Origin of the sequence: Endozoicomonas sp., assembly GCF_051008435.1 — a bacterium.
Taxonomy (GTDB): Bacteria; Pseudomonadota; Gammaproteobacteria; order Pseudomonadales; family Endozoicomonadaceae; genus Endozoicomonas_A.
In genome coordinates this window covers 1-17,591 of the sequence record NZ_JBPCXO010000005.1, presented here as the reverse complement: position 1 = coordinate 17,591, position 17,591 = coordinate 1, and the positions used below count along the sequence as shown (strand labels likewise).

19 protein-coding genes are annotated in these 17,591 nt (G+C 43.2%); 12 read left to right on the top strand and 7 right to left on the bottom strand.

The annotated features are described in order from the left end of the window. Positions 1-837 precede the first annotated feature (837 nt). Positions 838-2,151, bottom strand: a complete 1,314-nt coding sequence (locus ACR2PX_RS00235) for a hypothetical protein (RefSeq protein WP_433997354.1) — start codon at positions 2,149-2,151, stop codon at positions 838-840. Positions 2,152-2,186: 35 nt separating this feature from the next. Then, positions 2,187-3,917, bottom strand: a complete 1,731-nt coding sequence (locus ACR2PX_RS00230) for an IS66 family transposase (RefSeq protein ID WP_433997353.1) — start codon at positions 3,915-3,917, stop codon at positions 2,187-2,189. A gap of 3 nt (positions 3,918-3,920) precedes the next feature. Here ACR2PX_RS00230 and ACR2PX_RS00225 point away from each other — a divergent pair, with 3 nt between their 5' ends. The 4 genes from ACR2PX_RS00225 (at position 3,921) to ACR2PX_RS00210 (ending at position 8,164) form a co-directional block, all read left to right on the top strand. Continuing rightward, positions 3,921-4,634: a Hachiman antiphage defense system protein HamA gene (locus ACR2PX_RS00225; RefSeq protein WP_433997356.1), complete on the top strand. Its 714-nt coding sequence runs from the start codon at positions 3,921-3,923 to the stop codon at positions 4,632-4,634. Beyond that, complete coding sequence (locus tag ACR2PX_RS00220; protein ID WP_433997352.1) at positions 4,631-6,799, top strand: DEAD/DEAH box helicase; 2,169 nt, start codon at positions 4,631-4,633, stop codon at positions 6,797-6,799. The genes ACR2PX_RS00225 and ACR2PX_RS00220 overlap by 4 nt, the downstream gene beginning before the upstream one ends. A 199-nt stretch (positions 6,800-6,998) precedes the next feature. Then, on the top strand, positions 6,999-7,616 hold the full coding sequence (locus tag ACR2PX_RS00215; protein WP_433997351.1) for an AHH domain-containing protein: 618 nt from the start codon (positions 6,999-7,001) through the stop codon (positions 7,614-7,616). Then, positions 7,616-8,164: a hypothetical protein gene (locus tag ACR2PX_RS00210; protein ID WP_433997350.1), complete on the top strand. Its 549-nt coding sequence runs from the start codon at positions 7,616-7,618 to the stop codon at positions 8,162-8,164. Before ACR2PX_RS00215 ends, ACR2PX_RS00210 begins: the two co-directional genes overlap by 1 nt. 80 nt (positions 8,165-8,244) lie before the next feature. Here ACR2PX_RS00210 and ACR2PX_RS00205 read toward each other — a convergent pair whose 3' ends face one another. Then, a complete protein-coding gene (locus ACR2PX_RS00205; protein ID WP_433997349.1) occupies positions 8,245-8,472 on the bottom strand; it encodes a hypothetical protein in 228 nt (75 codons plus the stop codon). A gap of 371 nt (positions 8,473-8,843) precedes the next feature. Here ACR2PX_RS00205 and ACR2PX_RS00200 point away from each other — a divergent pair, with 371 nt between their 5' ends. Continuing rightward, positions 8,844-9,974 (top strand): DUF2034 domain-containing protein, encoded by a 1,131-nt coding sequence (locus ACR2PX_RS00200; RefSeq protein WP_433997348.1) that lies wholly within the window; start codon positions 8,844-8,846, stop codon positions 9,972-9,974. Between the two features lie 502 nt (positions 9,975-10,476). Here the strand turns inward: ACR2PX_RS00200 and ACR2PX_RS00195 are convergent. From ACR2PX_RS00195 to ACR2PX_RS00185, 3 genes are all read right to left on the bottom strand, one after another. Beyond that, a complete protein-coding gene (locus ACR2PX_RS00195) occupies positions 10,477-11,742 on the bottom strand; it encodes a type II toxin-antitoxin system HipA family toxin (RefSeq protein ID WP_433997347.1) in 1,266 nt (421 codons plus the stop codon). After that, a complete protein-coding gene (locus ACR2PX_RS00190; RefSeq protein ID WP_433997346.1) occupies positions 11,739-12,062 on the bottom strand; it encodes a helix-turn-helix transcriptional regulator in 324 nt (107 codons plus the stop codon). Before ACR2PX_RS00190 ends, ACR2PX_RS00195 begins: the two co-directional genes overlap by 4 nt. A 167-nt stretch (positions 12,063-12,229) precedes the next feature. After that, positions 12,230-12,958, bottom strand: a complete 729-nt coding sequence (locus tag ACR2PX_RS00185; protein ID WP_433997345.1) for a hypothetical protein — start codon at positions 12,956-12,958, stop codon at positions 12,230-12,232. Positions 12,959-13,178: 220 nt separating this feature from the next. On the opposite strand from ACR2PX_RS00185, the gene ACR2PX_RS00180 reads away from it, so the two are divergent. The 7 genes from ACR2PX_RS00180 (at position 13,179) to ACR2PX_RS00150 (ending at position 17,430) form a co-directional block, all read left to right on the top strand. After that, on the top strand, positions 13,179-13,775 hold the full coding sequence (locus ACR2PX_RS00180) for a DJ-1/PfpI family protein (RefSeq protein WP_433997344.1): 597 nt from the start codon (positions 13,179-13,181) through the stop codon (positions 13,773-13,775). A gap of 30 nt (positions 13,776-13,805) precedes the next feature. After that, entirely contained in the window at positions 13,806-14,600 is a 795-nt protein-coding gene (locus ACR2PX_RS00175) for a class I SAM-dependent methyltransferase (protein WP_433997343.1), read from the top strand. Positions 14,601-14,603: 3 nt separating this feature from the next. Beyond that, positions 14,604-15,227, top strand: coding sequence for a nucleotidyltransferase domain-containing protein (locus ACR2PX_RS00170; RefSeq protein WP_433997342.1), 624 nt, complete (start codon positions 14,604-14,606; stop codon positions 15,225-15,227). An 85-nt stretch (positions 15,228-15,312) separates the two neighbouring features. Next, on the top strand, positions 15,313-15,780 hold the full coding sequence (locus tag ACR2PX_RS00165; RefSeq protein WP_433997341.1) for a GNAT family N-acetyltransferase: 468 nt from the start codon (positions 15,313-15,315) through the stop codon (positions 15,778-15,780). 143 nt (positions 15,781-15,923) lie between these two features. Next, positions 15,924-16,397: a GNAT family N-acetyltransferase gene (locus ACR2PX_RS00160; protein ID WP_433997340.1), complete on the top strand. Its 474-nt coding sequence runs from the start codon at positions 15,924-15,926 to the stop codon at positions 16,395-16,397. 5 nt (positions 16,398-16,402) lie between these two features. After that, the gene (locus tag ACR2PX_RS00155; protein WP_433997339.1) at positions 16,403-16,927 is read left to right on the top strand and encodes a GNAT family N-acetyltransferase; all 525 of its coding nucleotides are present in this window, start codon (positions 16,403-16,405) and stop codon (positions 16,925-16,927) included. 5 nt (positions 16,928-16,932) lie between these two features. Continuing rightward, on the top strand, positions 16,933-17,430 hold the full coding sequence (locus ACR2PX_RS00150; protein WP_433997338.1) for a GNAT family N-acetyltransferase: 498 nt from the start codon (positions 16,933-16,935) through the stop codon (positions 17,428-17,430). A gap of 52 nt (positions 17,431-17,482) precedes the next feature. On the opposite strand, the gene ACR2PX_RS00145 is transcribed toward ACR2PX_RS00150, so the two are convergent. Continuing rightward, positions 17,483-17,591 (bottom strand): zinc ribbon domain-containing protein (locus tag ACR2PX_RS00145; protein ID WP_433997355.1); only part of this gene is annotated, 109 nt, incomplete at its 5' end.

Genomic DNA, 17,591 nt, shown 5'->3' with positions numbered 1-17,591 from the left:
GTCGAAAATATGCAGCCGATTTTAAAGAAAATATGACTATTCAGTTTGATAAGCTTCTACCCAGATGGAACTACACTGCCACTCCTGAGGCAGGGTGAAGTCAGGAAGTTATTTTTAGACAAATCCTAACCACTAGCCGACGGCAAGTGCAGCCCCGCGAGGTGCTGTGCGGAGGAAGCCCGAGTGCAAAGGTGCGAGCCGACGAACAGAAATCGCATACAAGGCCGAGTCTCTGGGGCGAGTGGGCCAATGATCACGAAGCCCCCCGGTTGCGAGATACGGTAAATGCGGCGGTTGTGCACTGAAGGTTCATGTCCTTATCCGGGGAGATCTGCCCGACAGGCGATCGTGTTCACTATCCAGTTTGGCCACTGGTTTCACAGGCCTGGCGTTCTGGTGTCATCAGCCAGAACGAGCGAACGCGATGAACACACGATAGCGCATACAGGGGTAACTCTGTTTGTGTTCAGGCAGAAGTCAGCAGAAGCCATAGTAGTTGTTCGACAGGAGTCGCCAACGAAGGGCTGAACACGGAAAGCAGAGAGGAGTCATGTTCCCTCAATATCGAACGAGCCGACCGGCCCTTACCCGATATTGGCGACAGAGCATGAAACCGGCTTTGGCCGTTTACAGGTGAGCCTGTGTGCAAGCTTTGGATTCAAGTATGAAGATAAAGGCAGGTAAAACAGGCTAATGAAGCTGTAAACGGTTAAAACTTTCAGTGAACCGCCCGGTGCGGACCCGCATGCCGGGTGGTGTGGGGAGGGCTGAAGAAAAGTCAGCCCTTACCCGATTTAAATGGCTGGTTTTAGCCGTAACCAATCAGGGAACAGCTTGTTAAGATTGCTTTGGTCTAATGGTCACTTTAAAATGGAGTTCATCAGGGCAATCTTCCCTATCCAGAAGGGTTTGTAGTGAACTCCAGAAAGCATGTAGCTGTTTACTTTGCATTGATATTCTTTCACAGTGGCTACAGCCTTGGATAGCGGGTAATTGATTGATTTCAGTTATTAGACCATCCGCTTCAATATTATGATCTGTTTGTAAGTGGTCTCTTAGTTCAGACGCTCTCCACCCATCCATTGCATGCCCATCCCACAAAAAAGTGTCGGCTCTATCTTGAAATGTTATTTCTTCAAGTGAAATAGCAACGGTGTTATTATGATCTGTTACATGAATACCCCAAATGCTGTTCTGACTCCAACCATTGGGATTCAAGGCTTCCGCACCAGTGAAAGCAGAACTCGAACTGAGACTTATAGTCGGGATATTAATAGTCGGATGATTAGCAAGACGAAAGTTATTTCTACCCCATATTATGTAGTTATGACCATCTCCTCTAGTGACACGAGGGAGCACACAATGTGGGACAACTTCATCGATCTCTTCTAAAGTAGACTGTGGAGTTGTTTGAGCTAGCATGCTTAAAAAGAGCATCAACACATCCTTGGGGCTTTCATCTGAGGGGCTTTCATCTGAACTTTCTTGTGTTTTCCAGTTCTCCCCCCTAGCGACCAAAAACGGATCAGAACTTTCTGAGGACCCCCATCTAATGTAAAATGTAACTGCTTGTCCATCTATGTAAATCTTTGCAGCAGGTGTGGTATGGCCTGAATCTGACTTTTTATCTGGCACTCGAAGGTTTTTAGTTTTAATTACAAAAACAATTGTGTTTTCAGATTGCTCATCTTTCCATACAGGTAAGCATTCAGCACCATATTTTTCTGCTGGATTATCTTGGTTTTCTTCAGGTGGATCTGGATCATTTCCATCCGAACCACAAAATAACGCCTTTTTTTTAGTGCCTATTTTGGTAGAATCTACTGTTTGCTGAACTTTTTGATTGCCAGATTGTTCCGAAGCTTGACCCTCATTTTTCTGTGAGCCCTCCTTTTTATCACCAGGACAATTTATAGGGTATGAGATACATGACTTCTTTTTCAATGTAGGTTTTTCTTTATCAGAAGAAAAAACAAAGTTGTCTTGTTTATGAAGAGTTAAGTCTGAAATATAACCTTTCAGATCATACTTAAAAACCCCTGTCATCAAAAACGCAGCAATGGTAAATGATTGTACACTTGATTTATATGCTAATGCTCCAGAAAATGAATTCGTGGAATATATCAATAGAAATATCACAATCCTTTTCATGGTTATTACCTACGATAAGTGAAAAGGGTAGCTTCTTAATAACTGCTGCAAAGCCCACAAGGTAGTATGTGAGAAGCTTTTTCAATCAAGTCCGTCAGCCTTGGAAACGAGCCACTGCCTGTTAACCTGTCTGTCAGATAGTCCCAGAATGAAAGACCATACAGGCGACACGTTTTCTTCAGGCTGGCAAAAGTGTCGCGACATTGCCGCCCAGCTTCGCTTTTCGTTCCACCGCTGATCTTTCGTCGCTTGACGTATTCGCGTATCTGGCTCTCACTCAGGTTGTTGTGCAGTGGCAATCTCGGATCATCCAATACCAGTAACAACTCTTTTTCTATAACTGAAAGACCTGCCAATGCTACCTGCAAGTCATCACAACCGGTTTGCGTCTGGATAAGTGCCTGAAAGCCCAACCATACGCTGAGAGCACTCTCTTCATCAGGTGCAGCCTTGAATGCTTTCAGATCATTGTAAATAGCCCAAAGCCATGTTCGACACCAGTACTGAGCCTTTGTCTGCTGGTCATTCACCGGGTGAACCTTGGCTAAACCTCTCTCTGCATGTATCCAGCACTGAGCATGCTTAAAGACATTAAACTGCTGCGCCCCATCACTAAAGGTTGTGAGATGTCCCGCACCATGGTGGATCAGGCTGGCATAAATCAATGCTTCACAGGCTTGTTGGCGACGCTTCTTTCCCGTTAGACCGTGGTCGTCCATGCAGGATTCCCATGCCTTACGGTTCAGAAAGGTCACTCCGATATACCGCTTGATGACTCTCAACCATTTTTTTGGATACTTATATTCTTCCAGATACGCCAGAGTATCTTCTGTCAGCGTGTAAGTCCGATACGGGCGGTGCAAAAGGCTCAGAAAGTTTTCCCGGCTTTTGCTCCTGGTGCTCGCAAACCAGGCAAATGACTCATTACAAATAATGGTGCAGTAGCCATTTTGCCCCTTATGCCTTGTACCCGTGTCGTCTGTCTGAAGGTAGCTGGAGCAGCGAATGCCTGTAGCCAGAATGTCATCTTTTTCGGCATGAAATGCGTCATGCCCCTTGATGATGAGATGACTCAATTCACCATCCGATATCGATAGCCCCATATCCCAGAGTGATTCCAGTAACTGAGGCTGAGTAACCGAGCATCCGTAATACTGGTGGAGAACATAGGCTTGTAATTCTGATCCATAATGATGACTGTGCAAGCTAGCCGGAGGCTTTGCTGTCAGTGTTTTGCCATCAGACGTTATCCACTGCGCCAATAGGTAGCGGATGCTGGTTGCCTTAATCGTCAGCTCCTGAATGTCGAATGGTGTATAGCCATTCCAGGTGGAGCCCAGTGGTACGTTCTCCACCTCAAGCTCTATGCTTTTTTCAATGGGTGGTTTAGACGGTGATTTACGCGGGTTTCGAGTGCGCTCATCCGGCTTGCTGACTTTGCGTTTTCGGTCGCCATCTTCTGTACTGCCATCTTCTTGAGTCGATGTATCAAAGTCAATCCCGCCGCTGGCTTCGTCATCAGACGGCTTTGTGTTCGGCTTTATGTCTGGTTTTGGCGGCAGCTTTTTCAATTGCCGTATCTCTGCCTCAAGAGCTTCGATATGCTCTTTCAGAAGAGCAATTTGCTCTTGCTGCTGAGTGATCTGTTCTTGCTGCTGAGTGATCTGTTCTTGCTGCTGAGTGATCTGTTCTTGCTGCTGAGTGATAAACCTAAGAAGCTTTGCAGTCTGTTCACTCTGCTGTTCGTTGCGGGTTGAGAAAACCATGGGATAAAGGATAGTCGCTGCAAGGGAAAAGTATTATTCTCTTTCTCTGTCCAGCAGTTTTTTAGGAATTACGAAAAAGCTAATTTTTCAGGTGGAGAAAGAAGGCTATTTAAATATGCCAGAGACAACTATCCAGCTGAAGATTTAAATGCATTAGGGGATCTTTGCTTACACATAGCAATTCGTGAGTCATACTCTACCATTCCCATAATGAATAAAGTTTTCGACCAAAACAATAAAACGTTTTCATGTACTCATGCCATTTTAAATTTTGATAGCATAGAATTATGGATAGGCGCATCCTCAGTTAACACAACTGTTGAAGATGCTGTAACACAAGCAATTAACACAGTTGAATATATAGCAAGTATACAATCTTTAAAAAAACGTTTCTACGCACTTACTTCCGAGATTGATTCATCATGGCCACATAAGGAAAAACTAGAAAGACTTGCAGATTCCAGCCTGAATTTAGAAGATAGGTTTGATAAAATCATAATACCAGTTTTCATTATGCATGACAGTGAAATCATTACCAGTTACAACAAAGATGACTTTCTAAAAAATTTCAAAGAAAAAATTCAAGAATGCCGAAAGCTAATCAAAGAAGAAGTTAACGAGAAGCTGACAAAACTAATCAACTTAAGGGTTTTTTATTTTCCTGTATCTAGCATCAACCAAATTAATGGCGCACTACTAAAGGAATTAAACTCATGAGTAATTGGTACCAAAAAGCAAAAAACAAGCTGAACGACTACTCATTTAATGACTGGGATAACTTTCTTCCTTCCCTCATCAATAAGTTCAACTCCCATACTAATGAGTCTTTAGTTCAAGATATTGTTATTAGAGCTCTAGAGCGGAAGGATGAAATGGAGGATGCTTTCATCCTTGACCACTTACTAGGAGAGTTAGGGCTTTTCCCATACATAGACCAAGAAAATTCAACAATAAGAGATAGAATAAAACACAGTTTATTTACAACCCCACAAGACAAAGAAAAGACATTTCATATACGTCAAGCCGAAGTGTTCCATAGAATAATGAATGAGCAAAACGTTATTCTCAGCGCACCAACTAGTTTCGGAAAAAGCTTGATTATAGAGGCTCTGGTAGCAAGTAATGAATTTGACAACATTGTCATTGTAGTTCCAACAATCGCGTTAATTGATGAATTAAAGAAAAAACTGTTCAGCTACAGAGAAAACTACAAAGTCATCACACAAGTTACTCAGCAACCCAGTCATCGAAACATCTACATATTTACCCAGGAAAGGGTTCTAGAATACAATAACTTTTCATCTATAGATTTTTTTATTGTTGATGAATTTTACAAATTAGCGCCTACAAAGAAAAATGATGAAAGGTGTGACCGCTTAAATTTAGCGTTCAGAGAGCTATATAAAAAATGCAAGCGTTTTTATATGCTAGGCCCAAAAATAAATGGACTTGTCTCTGGTATTGAAGAAGAATTGAGATGCACTTTTCTTAAATTTGATTCATACGCAACTGTTGCCACAAATGAGCATTTTTATCCTTTAGAAACAACAGGTAAAGATGCTGATATTGATATAGAAAGAGATCAAAAACTTTTCCAAATATTAGAAAACATTGGGCGCAATGAGCAAACTGTTATTTATTGTAAGTCACCTAAGCGTTCCAGCTCTCTTATGTGTCGTATACTAGAATCGGGATTACTAACCCCTGATGGTAACAATAATGATCTAGCTGAGTGGTTATCTGATAATTTCCATAAAAACTGGACCCTCGTTGAAGGAGTAAAGCACGGCATTGCCTACCACCATGCTCAGTTGCCGAGAGCTGTTGGAGCATTAATAGTAGATTTATTTAATGATTCAAAGATTAACATATTGATCTGCACATCTACCTTAATCGAAGGTGTAAATACTAATGCAAAAAATATTGTGATATACGATGACTGCATTACTAGAAGAACTAAACTAGACATGTTTACATTCAATAATATCTCAGGCCGATCTGGTAGAATGTTTGAACATTTCGTCGGAAATGTATTTATTTTAGGTGATAGGCCAAAAGTCGAGCTACCATTCATTGACGTTCCTATTCTAACTCAAAGTGATAACGCATCAGAGTCACTACTTTTACATTTAGGTACTGAAGTAAAGGATGAACAAAATAAAAGTAAAGTTAGAAAATTTTATGATCAAAACATTCTTCCTTTGCCACTGCTTCTTAAACACCAAGGAGTCCCTCCAAATAGATTAATTGATTTTGCAAATGATTTAATAACTAACTGTGGTTCTTGGAATAAGCAGATGCAGTGGGATAGCATCTATCCGACATCAGAGCAGCTACGTCACTTATCCATGATTATGTTCAAGTATTTTAATGTGTCATCTATGGCTGGTGGCACTGTCAGATCAGAGCAGCAACTATTTAAAAAGTTAATCGACATCATCAAGAAGGTTGATGATAAGGATTTAATTAATCAGGATTTTGTTTTCTGGAAAAAAGGCAATAAAAATTATAATATTGATGATGCTGTTCAATCTGTTTTCAATTTTAAGAAAAATTTAGTGAACTACAACCTTCCAAAAATATTGTATGCAATTAGTGATATACAAGAAGTTATATTTAGTCGATTTGGGTATAACCATGGTGACTACAAACCTTTTGCCACATCACTTGAACACTTTTATTTACCTGCCGCAATTAATTCCCTTGAAGAGTTTGGAATTCCAAATCAGATAGCGAAAAAAATCATAAACAATGTCGAGTTCGATGATTTAGAAAATATCGACTCGGTTATAGAATCACTTTCAGAGCACAAGAAAGATTCATTTTCTTATCTATCTAATTTTGAAAAACTTTTTGTCAGGAAAGCATTATCCTATATGTAATACTTACCACTAAATATCCTCATACTTAAGACTATTCCGTCGATAACTTTCGAAAGCTATATTTAGCTAAAAGATAGGGAGTATAGCTCCCCAACCATTTTTATTTTCAGGTAGTTCATTACTTGCTTTCGCCATAGAAACAAGGCCAAAGCTGTGTAAAAATCTACCCCAAAGTAGCAACAATAATTAAGGAAGCAGGATGCTCCCCCCTCAAGAAGTAGCCTATGCACTGCAAAAACCAGTAGACCAGGCCATTAGCAGACTGAAAAACAATCCTAAGCTCAAAGCTAAAACCAGGAAAGAGCTTGAAAGTTATATAAAGACTGAACTGAATCACATCAGAAATATAAGTCAGTTACAGGCTAATCTCGCAACCTATCAGGCAGCAACCCATGATGATGAAGCCTTCGTTAGTGAAGCTCACGACAGTGATAGACTAGGAAAACACATGAGGGCTTCTGGTCTGGCTAAACCAGCACCACGCTGGGAAGCTCATGCCATTATTTCTGGTGCTCATGGTGAAGCAGATGTATTAAGAGCTATTCTTGCACTCAATAATATCCGTGTTGACGATCCAGATAATGGAGCATGGCTGCCGAAAGCTGAACGAGATAGAATCGGGACAGACTTTCCAAATGCAGTTGTTCACGGGAGAATTCATCGCTGGCATTATTATCGCTGGCTGGAAAGAGAAATTACATTCGAAATGGATGAGCAGAGTATTAGAGAAGCTCTGGCAAAAGGAGATGGTATCAGACACCAACTGCAACACAGCAGCTTTGATCCTGTCGTTATGAAGTCAAAAGGAGAAACCTAATGATCTTTCGTATAGAGTACAACAGCGATCTCTACATGGCCGCCTATATATCATCACTACAACTGGTCAAAATTCTTCGTGGATCAACAGGTAAAGACTTCAATGGTTCTCTTGCTGCCAACTGGAACTCAGTAAACGGTACGCTTGAACAAAAGAAGCCTGGTGCGGAAGCTCATACTCCTGATATTACTTTCTGGCAACACCATCTGGCACTTTCACCAGCTGCCTATGAGGCTTTAAATAGCTTTCTAAGTGGCTATGGTGAGCTCTTACCCATGACAATTGATGATGATACCTGGTATATCTGGAACGCAACTACACTCGCCGATGACTGTATTGATCATGTAGCTAGTGAACAGACTCTTCGTAATGGAAAAGTAACTGGAATAAAGCAGCTTTCTTTTTCGGAGCTGCCAACACCACCTATTTTCAAACTCACTTACGACAAACGAGTCCGTATTTTCTGTACATCTGAGTTCAAGAGTTTGGTTGAATCACTTGAGCTATCTGGACTGACTTTCAGTACAAACCTGGCAGAATATGATTAGCGTAATAAGCCTTCCAAGGCCTGACTTTCCTACCCAATCAGCAATGAATACCCATGAAGAAGTAAAAGGGGAAACCCCTTTTACTTCGACTTGAGTGGCAGCTGGCGCTCAAGGCTCTCTCCTTTCAGCTCTGCCTCCAGCATATGCTTGATGACAACCAGCTCATCCACTTCGTCACTGTAGGTTTCCCTGATGACTTTGGTGGTGTATTGAGACAGGTTGGATATCTCGCTTCTCTTTAGTTCCAACTGATTCTTTATCAGGTGGATCAGGGTGCAAAGCATAGGGTTTGTCATTGAGTTTTTCATAACGGCTTACCTCTTGATGAATGTAATTTGTACAGGAACAGGCAAGAATCTGTGTCCACAACACTTTGTTGACGCTTAAGATTTTGATTGTTCAGAATTACATTCGTTCAGAGGGAGGTGAGCCAAGAGGAAGTCAGTGACGATCTATTTGCTTCCTGGGAACAAAGATTCAGTATCGCAATACAATAGCCTCAGAAAATGTCTCCCCCCCCTGAAAGGAAAACTATTTCAGAAGTGGTGGCACTGGAATTCAGCCATATGTAGGATTAGAGCAATAAGAATAAGAGCTACGTTGTATACCACCAAGGAAAGTTGGTCAGAGAAGGACTGAACAAAAATTGTTCTGAGTCTCTGATCCTAAGGGAGAAGTTTTGGAAGCATCTAACCCAGCAGGAAGCTCAAGCGTTAATAGTCTGAATTTATCGCATCTTCAGGAGATGGATTGGAAAAGGTTCGAAGTCTTATGCAAAGACTATTTTCACGCTAAAGGCTTCGAAGCACGGCTGACTGATATTGGAGCTGATGGTGGTATCGACATCATTATCAGTCGGCCAGATGCTGCGAACAAAGCAGATGTATTTGTACAGTGTAAAGCTTGGTCACATCAAAAAATTGGCGTTAAAGCTATCCGCGAACTCTATGGCGTAATGGCCGCCCATGGTGTTCAACAAGGTGTTTTTATCACTTCCAGTGACTTCACAGATGATGCCAGGGCATTTGCTGAAAACAAAAAGTTATTACTTTTATCAGGCACCAGGTTACTGAAACTCATAGAACAACTCCCATTAGATAAGCGCCTATCTATCTATGAAAATACCTTAGCTGGCGATTATAAAACCCCAACTTGCCCAACGTGTGATATCAAGATGGTGCTCCGAACCAGATCCAAGGGTAAGAGTAAAGGGGAGAGATTCTGGGGATGTAGCAACTATCCAAAATGTCACCAGATGCTACATACAAAGGCTGATACTCATTATCAAGATCCATTTCGATCGGAGGATGAGGATGAACCTCCACTCAGAGCTTACAAGCAGCGTCCCACAAATACATTTCCAATTGACCCCAGGATAATCATTGGAATTATCGCGTTTGTTGTTTTCGTCTTGGGAATCTCCTCCATTCCAAAAATATTTACTATGTATGGTGACTCTCTTGTTCAACACAGCCAGGAATTGGCCGAGAAGCAACAACAGAAGCTCAAAGAAGCACAGAGACTGCAAGCTGTAGAGAAAGCCCGTCTGGCTCAGGAGGCTAAGGCCAGAGCAGAACTTTCCCTTGCAAAAGCCAGAGCTGAAGCGGCAGAAAATAGACGAATTCTGGAAGAGAAGCGTAAACAGCAGGAAGAACAACGCAGGAAAGACGATACTTTTGAGACTTGGTACCACACTCCCTGGGAATGCGAAGGGATTAGAGCGAATGAAAATATGGTTGAGTGTGTGAATCGGCGAATGAGATCCAAGGCAGAGTTTGAGAAGCTTTGGGCTGAAGGTGAGTTTAAGTAACCATTTATGAGAGAGACACATTACGAACTTTTGAAAAGGCTCAGAAAACGATCTAAGGAACTGTTTTCGGAAGGGCCATATGATGATGAGCCACAGTCAGTGGGAGATCCACAAAGGATCTTCGAGCCAGATGAGGATGATGAACAAGAGCAGGAGGAAGAGCCAACCATGGATTCCAGAAAATAAGTCAAACACCTTAATCAATTTTTGACAAGCAGTTGTCGTATACCGACCCAAAAGGGTGTCGACTCAAATTGAATACAGCCGCAAACAGCTGCTATCAGTGGCACACTTGTTCCTCCACAACCTGTTGATATATATACAACTTATTGATTTTAAAGAACAAATAAAATGTAAATATAGAATTCAATTCCCGCCGCCTCCACCAACACAAAACCTCATGTCGCAAGACATGGGGTTTTTTATTGGCCGAACGGGAATTTTAGACCGCGTAGCGGGTTCACAAAAATGACTAGAGCACTTTTCCGATAAAACATTAACCTCAAACCCGGAAATCTTTCGACAGTTTTTTCCAGTGCTCTTTTAGTTTGATTTTGTGCTCTTCAAGCATAGGTAGCTCCTGTAGCTTTTCGGGCCATAGAGTTCTTGCTTTATCCAGAACATCATCAAGATGAGGTTTAACGACTCTCCAGGGTATATCTGCCTTTTCGGACCATAATTGGAAATGCTCATAGGAGACTTCATACCAGTTTTTGGTTTTCCCTAAATTGAGAGCAAACTGTTTTTCATCCTCAATATAAACGCTGGTCGTAAGAATGTCGTATGCGGGAGAGAGTCTTGGAGTTACCTCGTCGGAGTAAAGCAGGCTCCAGTTTTTCAAATGAGCATCACCATTTGCCAGAAGAATGTTCACCAGCAGACGTCGAGCTAATTGCTGGATGTCGTGTATACCATCGCCAGAGTATTGATAAAGGATCTTCCCTATTTGCTCATAGTTACCGAATCTGTATTTCTCATGAGGATACTTCACTAACACCTGAGCAAAGTCTTCCATATGGATTCTGGTGCCTTCGTGACGATCAAACCGCCTGATTGCAAATGCTACTTTTTCATCTGGCAAGTTAACTTGTGGCAGGTTATCAAGCTTGTCCAGCTCCACCAGCTTTATATCAGGTATATCAACGCCCACTATCGAGGCCAGAGACATAGCTGTAAATTCATTCAACGGGACATATTGATGCATGGTTGACGGAGTTTTGATTATCCAGTCACCCAGAACCCCTCCTCTGGATAAGTTATACCGCCCTTCCTTTTCCTTCACGGAAAACTTCATCTGCACACCTGCCAAAGAGAATTTATTCTCCCGGACAGAGCCCTCTACCTTTACAGCTTTAGCCTTTTCATGACTCGATAATATATTTTCGGGGACCTCTTCAGGGTCAACGGGTTGAACAATTAATGCTCCCGGCAGGTCCTCCCCCAGATACGATAGAATTTGAAACTCATTATCTATATGAACCTTCAGCCCCTGAGCAATCAATTCCCTTAATGCACCTTCCGGTAACAGGTTGGACAGAACAGGATGCAGCCTATGACTTCTTGTCCAAGACTCATTTAATAGAATATCTGAACGAGGAAAGTCTGGATGTGTCGTTAAAGTGAAGGTGGGACGGTTTCTATCTTCCTTAAACTCATCAATAAAACTTAAGGCATTTCTTCCACTACGATGACTGGTGAGATAACCAATAAGCCTGCCATGCAACAAAAGTTTAAGTACACCAACCTCATCTACCTGATGAATACTCAACCTTTGTCCTCCAGCAGCCCCTTCCATGGGTCATCAGACAGACCTTTGCTTACCGTATTTTCAGGATCAGACGTTTTTTCCCGATCAATATCCTTGCTCTCAAGCACAGCTCTGACCTGATCCAGCTTATCTTTAGGTACCAGAACAAGTTCACTGTTCAAACCTTTGGCAATAAGGTCGAGTGTGTCGAGCCTGGGGTTTCCTTTCGACTCAATATATTGATATTGCTGCCGGGATACCCCTATCCGCAACATCATATCGCTTTGCTTCAAGCCGAGAGCTAAACGACGCTTTTTAAGCTGCTGAAGTAATGATCTCATAGATGTAAACGTATAAGTTTCTTTTCCATATAATGAAACACTTTAGTTGCTTTATTGAAAGCAAGCAATTTATAAGTTGCTTTACAGTGACTACTGATCTGCCTTAACAATAAAGCAACATATATATTGCTTTTAAAAATCCACATATGAAACAATCGAAACAACTATCACTCCATCAAAGCCCGAGCCCCAATGGGCACAACCTTCCCACCCTGCACATCAATCACTATCTTTTTAACCTCTTGCTCAACCTGCCCAATATTACGCTTCACCTTTTTAGACATTTTTCCCTTATCAATCTGACGATTTAATTCTTCGCTGCTGATCATGCCCAAATTAACCAGATAGAGTACTTCCAAGACACACAGCTGGCTTCGATCACACAGCTCTCGATAGAAATCGAGGAGCCTTTCCCCCTGAATTCGATAGGTATTCAAATAAATCAACGGAGAGATTCTTGGCAACAGGTTGAACCCATCAAACCGCTCATAGCAGGCCAGCAGGTCCTCCAGCAGATTGGTGACCTCATCGCTTTCATCTCCCTCTCCCGACAACTTGTAGATGGCATGTTCCAGGGTATCTCCCAGAGAGAAATAGCTTTCCTCGCCCTTTCTTGCAGTAGACGACTTCGATGATGTGACATAGATCAGCCCCATCAGGTTTAACAATTTCAGTTCAGCGGCATTGAACTTCTCTGTGCTCAATGGCCCAACCTGATACTGGGCATATCGTTCAAACAGGTCCTGTTTGATGCCTTTAAGGCCCTGATCAATGTGTTCATACATTGTCTGCTCGTATTCAACAGGCTCAAGTTCTCTGCATTCATAGGCCTGCACCTGGAAAAAACACCCCAACAACAACCAGCAAGTCCCTGCCCTGACCCAGTATTGATACATCCGATAACCTTCTTGTTCTGAATTTCTGTATCGAAGTATAGAAAACACCAAAACAAGCAATACTAACGTACCAAAAAGTAGACCTCATACTAATCGGGCTGGCTTGAACCCTGTATGTATCAATGGATTTCATTGTTATAAAACTTCAATTGTCGTTTAATGCAAATTTCTGAAATTGTTGATTCAGTTATACGCTGTCAGAAATGCAGGAAGCATGGAAATGAAGAAAAAAGTGCTGGTGCTGCTTTACCCGGGCTGTATTGAATACGAAATCAAAGCAGCGCTGGAGCTTCTTGCCAATCAATGTGAAATTCATGTAACTGCTCCTGTAAAAGGAACCTTACCAGGCTCTACAGGTCTGCTTTATCAGATCAATATGAGTTTTGAAGAGGCTCTCAAAGAGCATTTTGACTGCCTGCTAGTACCTGGTGGGGATCCTGGTTCCGTTGTCGAAAACCAGGCTCTCAGTCAGCTGCTTAAAAATGCTTCCCAATCAGGCAGTGTTATCGGAGCCGTGTGTGCAGGGCCACTGCTATTGGCCATAGCCGGTATTCTGAAAGGTCGACAACAGACCAACGCAGCTTATTATCCCGATGAAATGGCCCATGTCTGGGAAGGCTCACAATTTATTCGTGAGCAGGTTGTGATTGATCAGAACATTGTCACAGCTTTGCCAGAGGCTCATATCGACTTTGCCGCTGAAACAGGTTGGCTGATGGGGGTTTTCGAGCATGAAAGCCAAAAAGCCAGATGGCAAGAGTATTACAAAGGCATTCATCAAAGAGACTGGTCATTATCAGGCGTCGTACGCGACTGAAATACAGATTAAAGAATAAGAACAAACATCATGAACGATTTAATAGCGCAATACACCCACGCCGATGAAGACTCACGACTGGTCAGGCAGAACATCGCCCGAATGGAATTCGACACCACCACCCACCTGATGGAAAAATACATTCCGCAGGGAACACAGATAACCGAAGTTGGCGCAGCAACGGGTCGCTACTCTCTGCATTATGCCGCCCAGGGTATCTCGGTCAATGCCGTGGAACTGGTGCCGGATCAGGTTGAGATTCTGACCAGAAAGTCTCAAGAGCAGCAGATTAATCTGAGCATTTATGAAAGCAGCGCAACGGACCTGTCGTTTATAGACTCAGACTCTCAGGATGTGGTTCTGATTCTCGGACCTTTTTATCACCTCCAGAAAGAATCTGATCGACAGCAAGCGATGGCAGAAGCCTACAGAGTCCTCAAACCAGGGGGTGTCGTCGCAGTAGCTTATATAAGCCGGCATTTTGTGGCAGGACTCTTTGCTCAACACTTTCCCGAGTTGATTACACCTGATGTACTGAGTGAACTTTCTGAACAAGGCCTCGTCAGTCACGAAGCGGCAGACCAATTCTTCAGAGTAGGCTATTTCTGCACACCAGAAGAGATCGAACAACGGGTTCAGCAACCCGGATTCGAACTACTAGAGCATGCTGCCACTGATGGCTATGGCCGCTATGTCAGCAACGGCGTGAATGGTTTTGACGAAAATACCTACCAGCACTGGCTGGAATATCACTTTACGGTTTGCAGGGAACCTTCTCTGTTAGGTTCCAGCAACCATGGACTCGTAATAGCACGGAAGCGTTGAAATATGGACAAACGGGTCGAGATTGCAGTCAGGGAGCTGGAAGATAAATACCAGCCCCATACCATTATCGTTTACGGCTCCCGGGCCAGAGGTGATGCGACGGCCACCAGCGATATTGATATTGCCTGTTTCTGTGATGATACAGCGGTGAATAAAGACGCACGTGATTTTCAGGGCGTCTTTCTGGATGCCTGGATTTATCAGACAGAAGACATGGAAGCTGAGCGAGATGAGTTCCTGAAACTGGGCGATGGCTTTTGCGCTCTGGACACTCGTGATTTGGGTGAACACTTTCTGGAACAGATACGGCAACGTATTCATGAAGGGCCTGAGCCTTTGAATAGAGAGGACCAGCTGCACACCGTTGAGTGGATACGAAAAATGCTCAAGCGCATTGAACAAGATGATCTGGAAGGTTTGTACCGAAGAACCTGGCTGCAAACTGATCTGCTGGAGATTTATTTTCAACTCAGAGGACTCTGGTATTTTGGCCCTAAAAAAAGCCTCAGCTGGTTAAAGAAAAATGACCCGGCGGGCTTTAATCTTTTTCAGGATTGTTACCAACAACCTACGAATCTGGCTGCTCTATCTACTCTATCCGAGTATGTCACTGTCGGCCTTGAGTGATAAGTACCGCTCTCAGAACATAAAAAGAGTCGTTACATTCTGAACACTGCACTTCCATAAAAACAGCAGGAGATCCCTGACAACAATGGAAATAAGAAAAGCACAACGAAGTGATGCACAAAAAGCTTTTGAGCTTCGCACTCTAGCAATACGCTCCGAGTGCAAAGCTCATTACAGCGATGAAGTCCTGACACTATGGACTGAAGGTTCTGCCACAGAGAAATTTATGGATACCGTTGAGCAGAAGTTTCATGTCGTGATGATGGAAGGGGAAGTAGCCGGTACGGGTATGATTAATACCGAGAACGGTATGATCGATGCTATTTTTGTCGACCCTCAGTTTATGGGAATGGGCGTTGCCCGTATGATGATGGCTCATCTTGAACAACTCGCTAAAGAAGCCGGTCTTTGCCAAATGAAACTGGATTCAACACTGAATGCAGCTCCTTTTTACCGTCGTTGTGGCTTTACTGGTGATAAGGTTTCCACTTATCACTCTCCCAGGGGAATCCAGCTTGCCTGCATCCCTATGACCAAAACCTTTTCTCGATGACATGATCCTGCTGATTCCTTCAGCAGGGTTTACTGACTTATTTCTTCCAGCCGCTACCACTTGACCACAGTGCTATACAATCCGGCAGTCATGGTATAAAACTTCACTTGTCGTTTAGTAATAACAAGAAAAGGACTGTCAGAATGTCATTCTCTGTTCAGCCGGTTAACCTGAAAAAAGACCTCAAACGTTGCATACGGTTTCGACGGGATGCCTGGCAGATCAGCCATGGCAACCTGGAAGACTTTTGTGAAGCAGAGACTAAAGACTGGTTCCAATTTCTGGCAGAGAAATACCCTGAAGGCTTTCTGATGATACTGCATCAGGATGAAATCATTGGACAACTGGAGTTCAGAAGTCGAATTCACGATAGCACTGGAGAAAGAGAAGGATACATCAACCTTTTCTATCTGGTTCCCCAGTGGCGTGGCAAGGGTATGGGGCAGAAAATCCATGACTATACACTCAAGATATTTTCAGACACTGGCTGCACCCGCGCCTTCCTGCGATACATTCCAGGTAATGACAGGGCTGAAGCTTTCTATATGAAAAACGGCTGGATCAAAGAAGGTAAGTCCGAAGGGAAGCGCGGACAATTAATGAAAAGAGCACTTTAACCGGCATGTTCCGAATTGAGACCAAGAGGCTGTCAGCCCGACTGGCCAGAAATAATGACAGCCAGAGCCTTTTTGAACGGTATACAGGCCGTTTAAAAGAGTCGAGATTTCTTGCCCGGCTTCCTCATGAGTCCGCCACAAACACAACAGAAAAACTCGAGACATGGTCCACACAGGATGCCTGGACAAAAGACAACCGGCTGATACTGGTTATCGAGGAAAGAAAGAGCCAGTCCGCTATCGGACAACTCACCCTGATCCGTCGCCGGCAATCCCTGGAATTTCATTTTGGCATCAGCCACGACTTTTCCGGGAAAGGGCTTGTGCCTGAATTGCTAGAAGGGCTTGTGCGTTCTGATCTGGCTTCAGGCTGCAGCCTCAACACTTATTGCGACTGCAAGCATTTGGACGCACAAAAAGTTCTCGAAAAAGCAGGGTTTTCAAAAACAGGTTTCGAAGCCCGAAAATACCAAAACCCTAATAAAGACAATCAATGGGTGGATTGCTTTATCTATCAAAGAAAAGGATAAGAAGTATGATAGAACTCCGAGAATTAAACGAATCCGATATCGAACCGCTGGTTCGTAATGGCAATAATAAGAAAGTATCCCGTTACCTGGTGGAGTCCTTCCCTTCTCCCTATACCCGTGAGAATGCTGAGTGGTGGGTTTCAACAGGCTGTCAAGCAGGTATCAACCGGGCTATTCTCTGGCACGGTGAATTTGCAGGTGTTGTTGGTGCAACACCCGGTACGCTCGAACAGAGAAAACAGGCCTCCATTGGCTACTGGCTGGGAGAACCTTTCTGGGGGAAAGGTATTGCCGCTGAAGCCGTGAAACAGCTTTCCAAAGAAATCTTTGAAACCACCGAAGTCGTAAGACTGTTTGCAGGCGTCTTCAGCCCCAACAAAGCTTCAATGAGAGTGTTGGAAAAAGCCGGCTATTCGGAAGAAGCGGTATTGAAAAAAGCCGCTTACAAAGACGACTGTTTCTATGACGAGCATATTTTCACTCAATACAGGCAAGGCTTATAAGCCAATTAGCCCAGGACGTATGAGAATTTAATGATTTGACATCCTCCCCGCGCTAAAGGACGGGGATTCCTACAGCTAGACGGTCATGCCCGACCGCAAGAATGTTTCTTGCTGCGTTTACGTCACGCAGATGTTCAGCTCCGCACTCTGAACAGACCCAT

What these genes read in the sequence shown, in the direction of transcription:
- ACR2PX_RS00165 (WP_433997341.1), top strand. Translation starts at nt 15,313, where the DNA reads ATGGAAATAAGAAAAGCACAACGAAGTGATGCACAAAAAGCTTTTGAG.
- ACR2PX_RS00190 (WP_433997346.1), bottom strand. Translation starts at nt 12,062, where the DNA reads ATGAGATCATTACTTCAGCAGCTTAAAAAGCGTCGTTTAGCTCTCGGC.
- ACR2PX_RS00175 (WP_433997343.1), top strand. Translation starts at nt 13,806, where the DNA reads ATGAACGATTTAATAGCGCAATACACCCACGCCGATGAAGACTCACGA.
- ACR2PX_RS00220 (WP_433997352.1), top strand. Translation starts at nt 4,631, where the DNA reads ATGAGTAATTGGTACCAAAAAGCAAAAAACAAGCTGAACGACTACTCA.
- ACR2PX_RS00170 (WP_433997342.1), top strand. Translation starts at nt 14,604, where the DNA reads ATGGACAAACGGGTCGAGATTGCAGTCAGGGAGCTGGAAGATAAATAC.
- ACR2PX_RS00160 (WP_433997340.1), top strand. Translation starts at nt 15,924, where the DNA reads ATGTCATTCTCTGTTCAGCCGGTTAACCTGAAAAAAGACCTCAAACGT.
- ACR2PX_RS00235 (WP_433997354.1), bottom strand. Translation starts at nt 2,151, where the DNA reads ATGAAAAGGATTGTGATATTTCTATTGATATATTCCACGAATTCATTT.
- ACR2PX_RS00150 (WP_433997338.1), top strand. Translation starts at nt 16,933, where the DNA reads ATGATAGAACTCCGAGAATTAAACGAATCCGATATCGAACCGCTGGTT.
- ACR2PX_RS00185 (WP_433997345.1), bottom strand. Translation starts at nt 12,958, where the DNA reads ATGTATCAATACTGGGTCAGGGCAGGGACTTGCTGGTTGTTGTTGGGG.
- ACR2PX_RS00210 (WP_433997350.1), top strand. Translation starts at nt 7,616, where the DNA reads ATGATCTTTCGTATAGAGTACAACAGCGATCTCTACATGGCCGCCTAT.
- ACR2PX_RS00155 (WP_433997339.1), top strand. Translation starts at nt 16,403, where the DNA reads ATGTTCCGAATTGAGACCAAGAGGCTGTCAGCCCGACTGGCCAGAAAT.
- ACR2PX_RS00230 (WP_433997353.1), bottom strand. Translation starts at nt 3,917, where the DNA reads ATGGTTTTCTCAACCCGCAACGAACAGCAGAGTGAACAGACTGCAAAG.
- ACR2PX_RS00215 (WP_433997351.1), top strand. Translation starts at nt 6,999, where the DNA reads ATGCTCCCCCCTCAAGAAGTAGCCTATGCACTGCAAAAACCAGTAGAC.
- ACR2PX_RS00205 (WP_433997349.1), bottom strand. Translation starts at nt 8,472, where the DNA reads ATGAAAAACTCAATGACAAACCCTATGCTTTGCACCCTGATCCACCTG.
- ACR2PX_RS00180 (WP_433997344.1), top strand. Translation starts at nt 13,179, where the DNA reads ATGAAGAAAAAAGTGCTGGTGCTGCTTTACCCGGGCTGTATTGAATAC.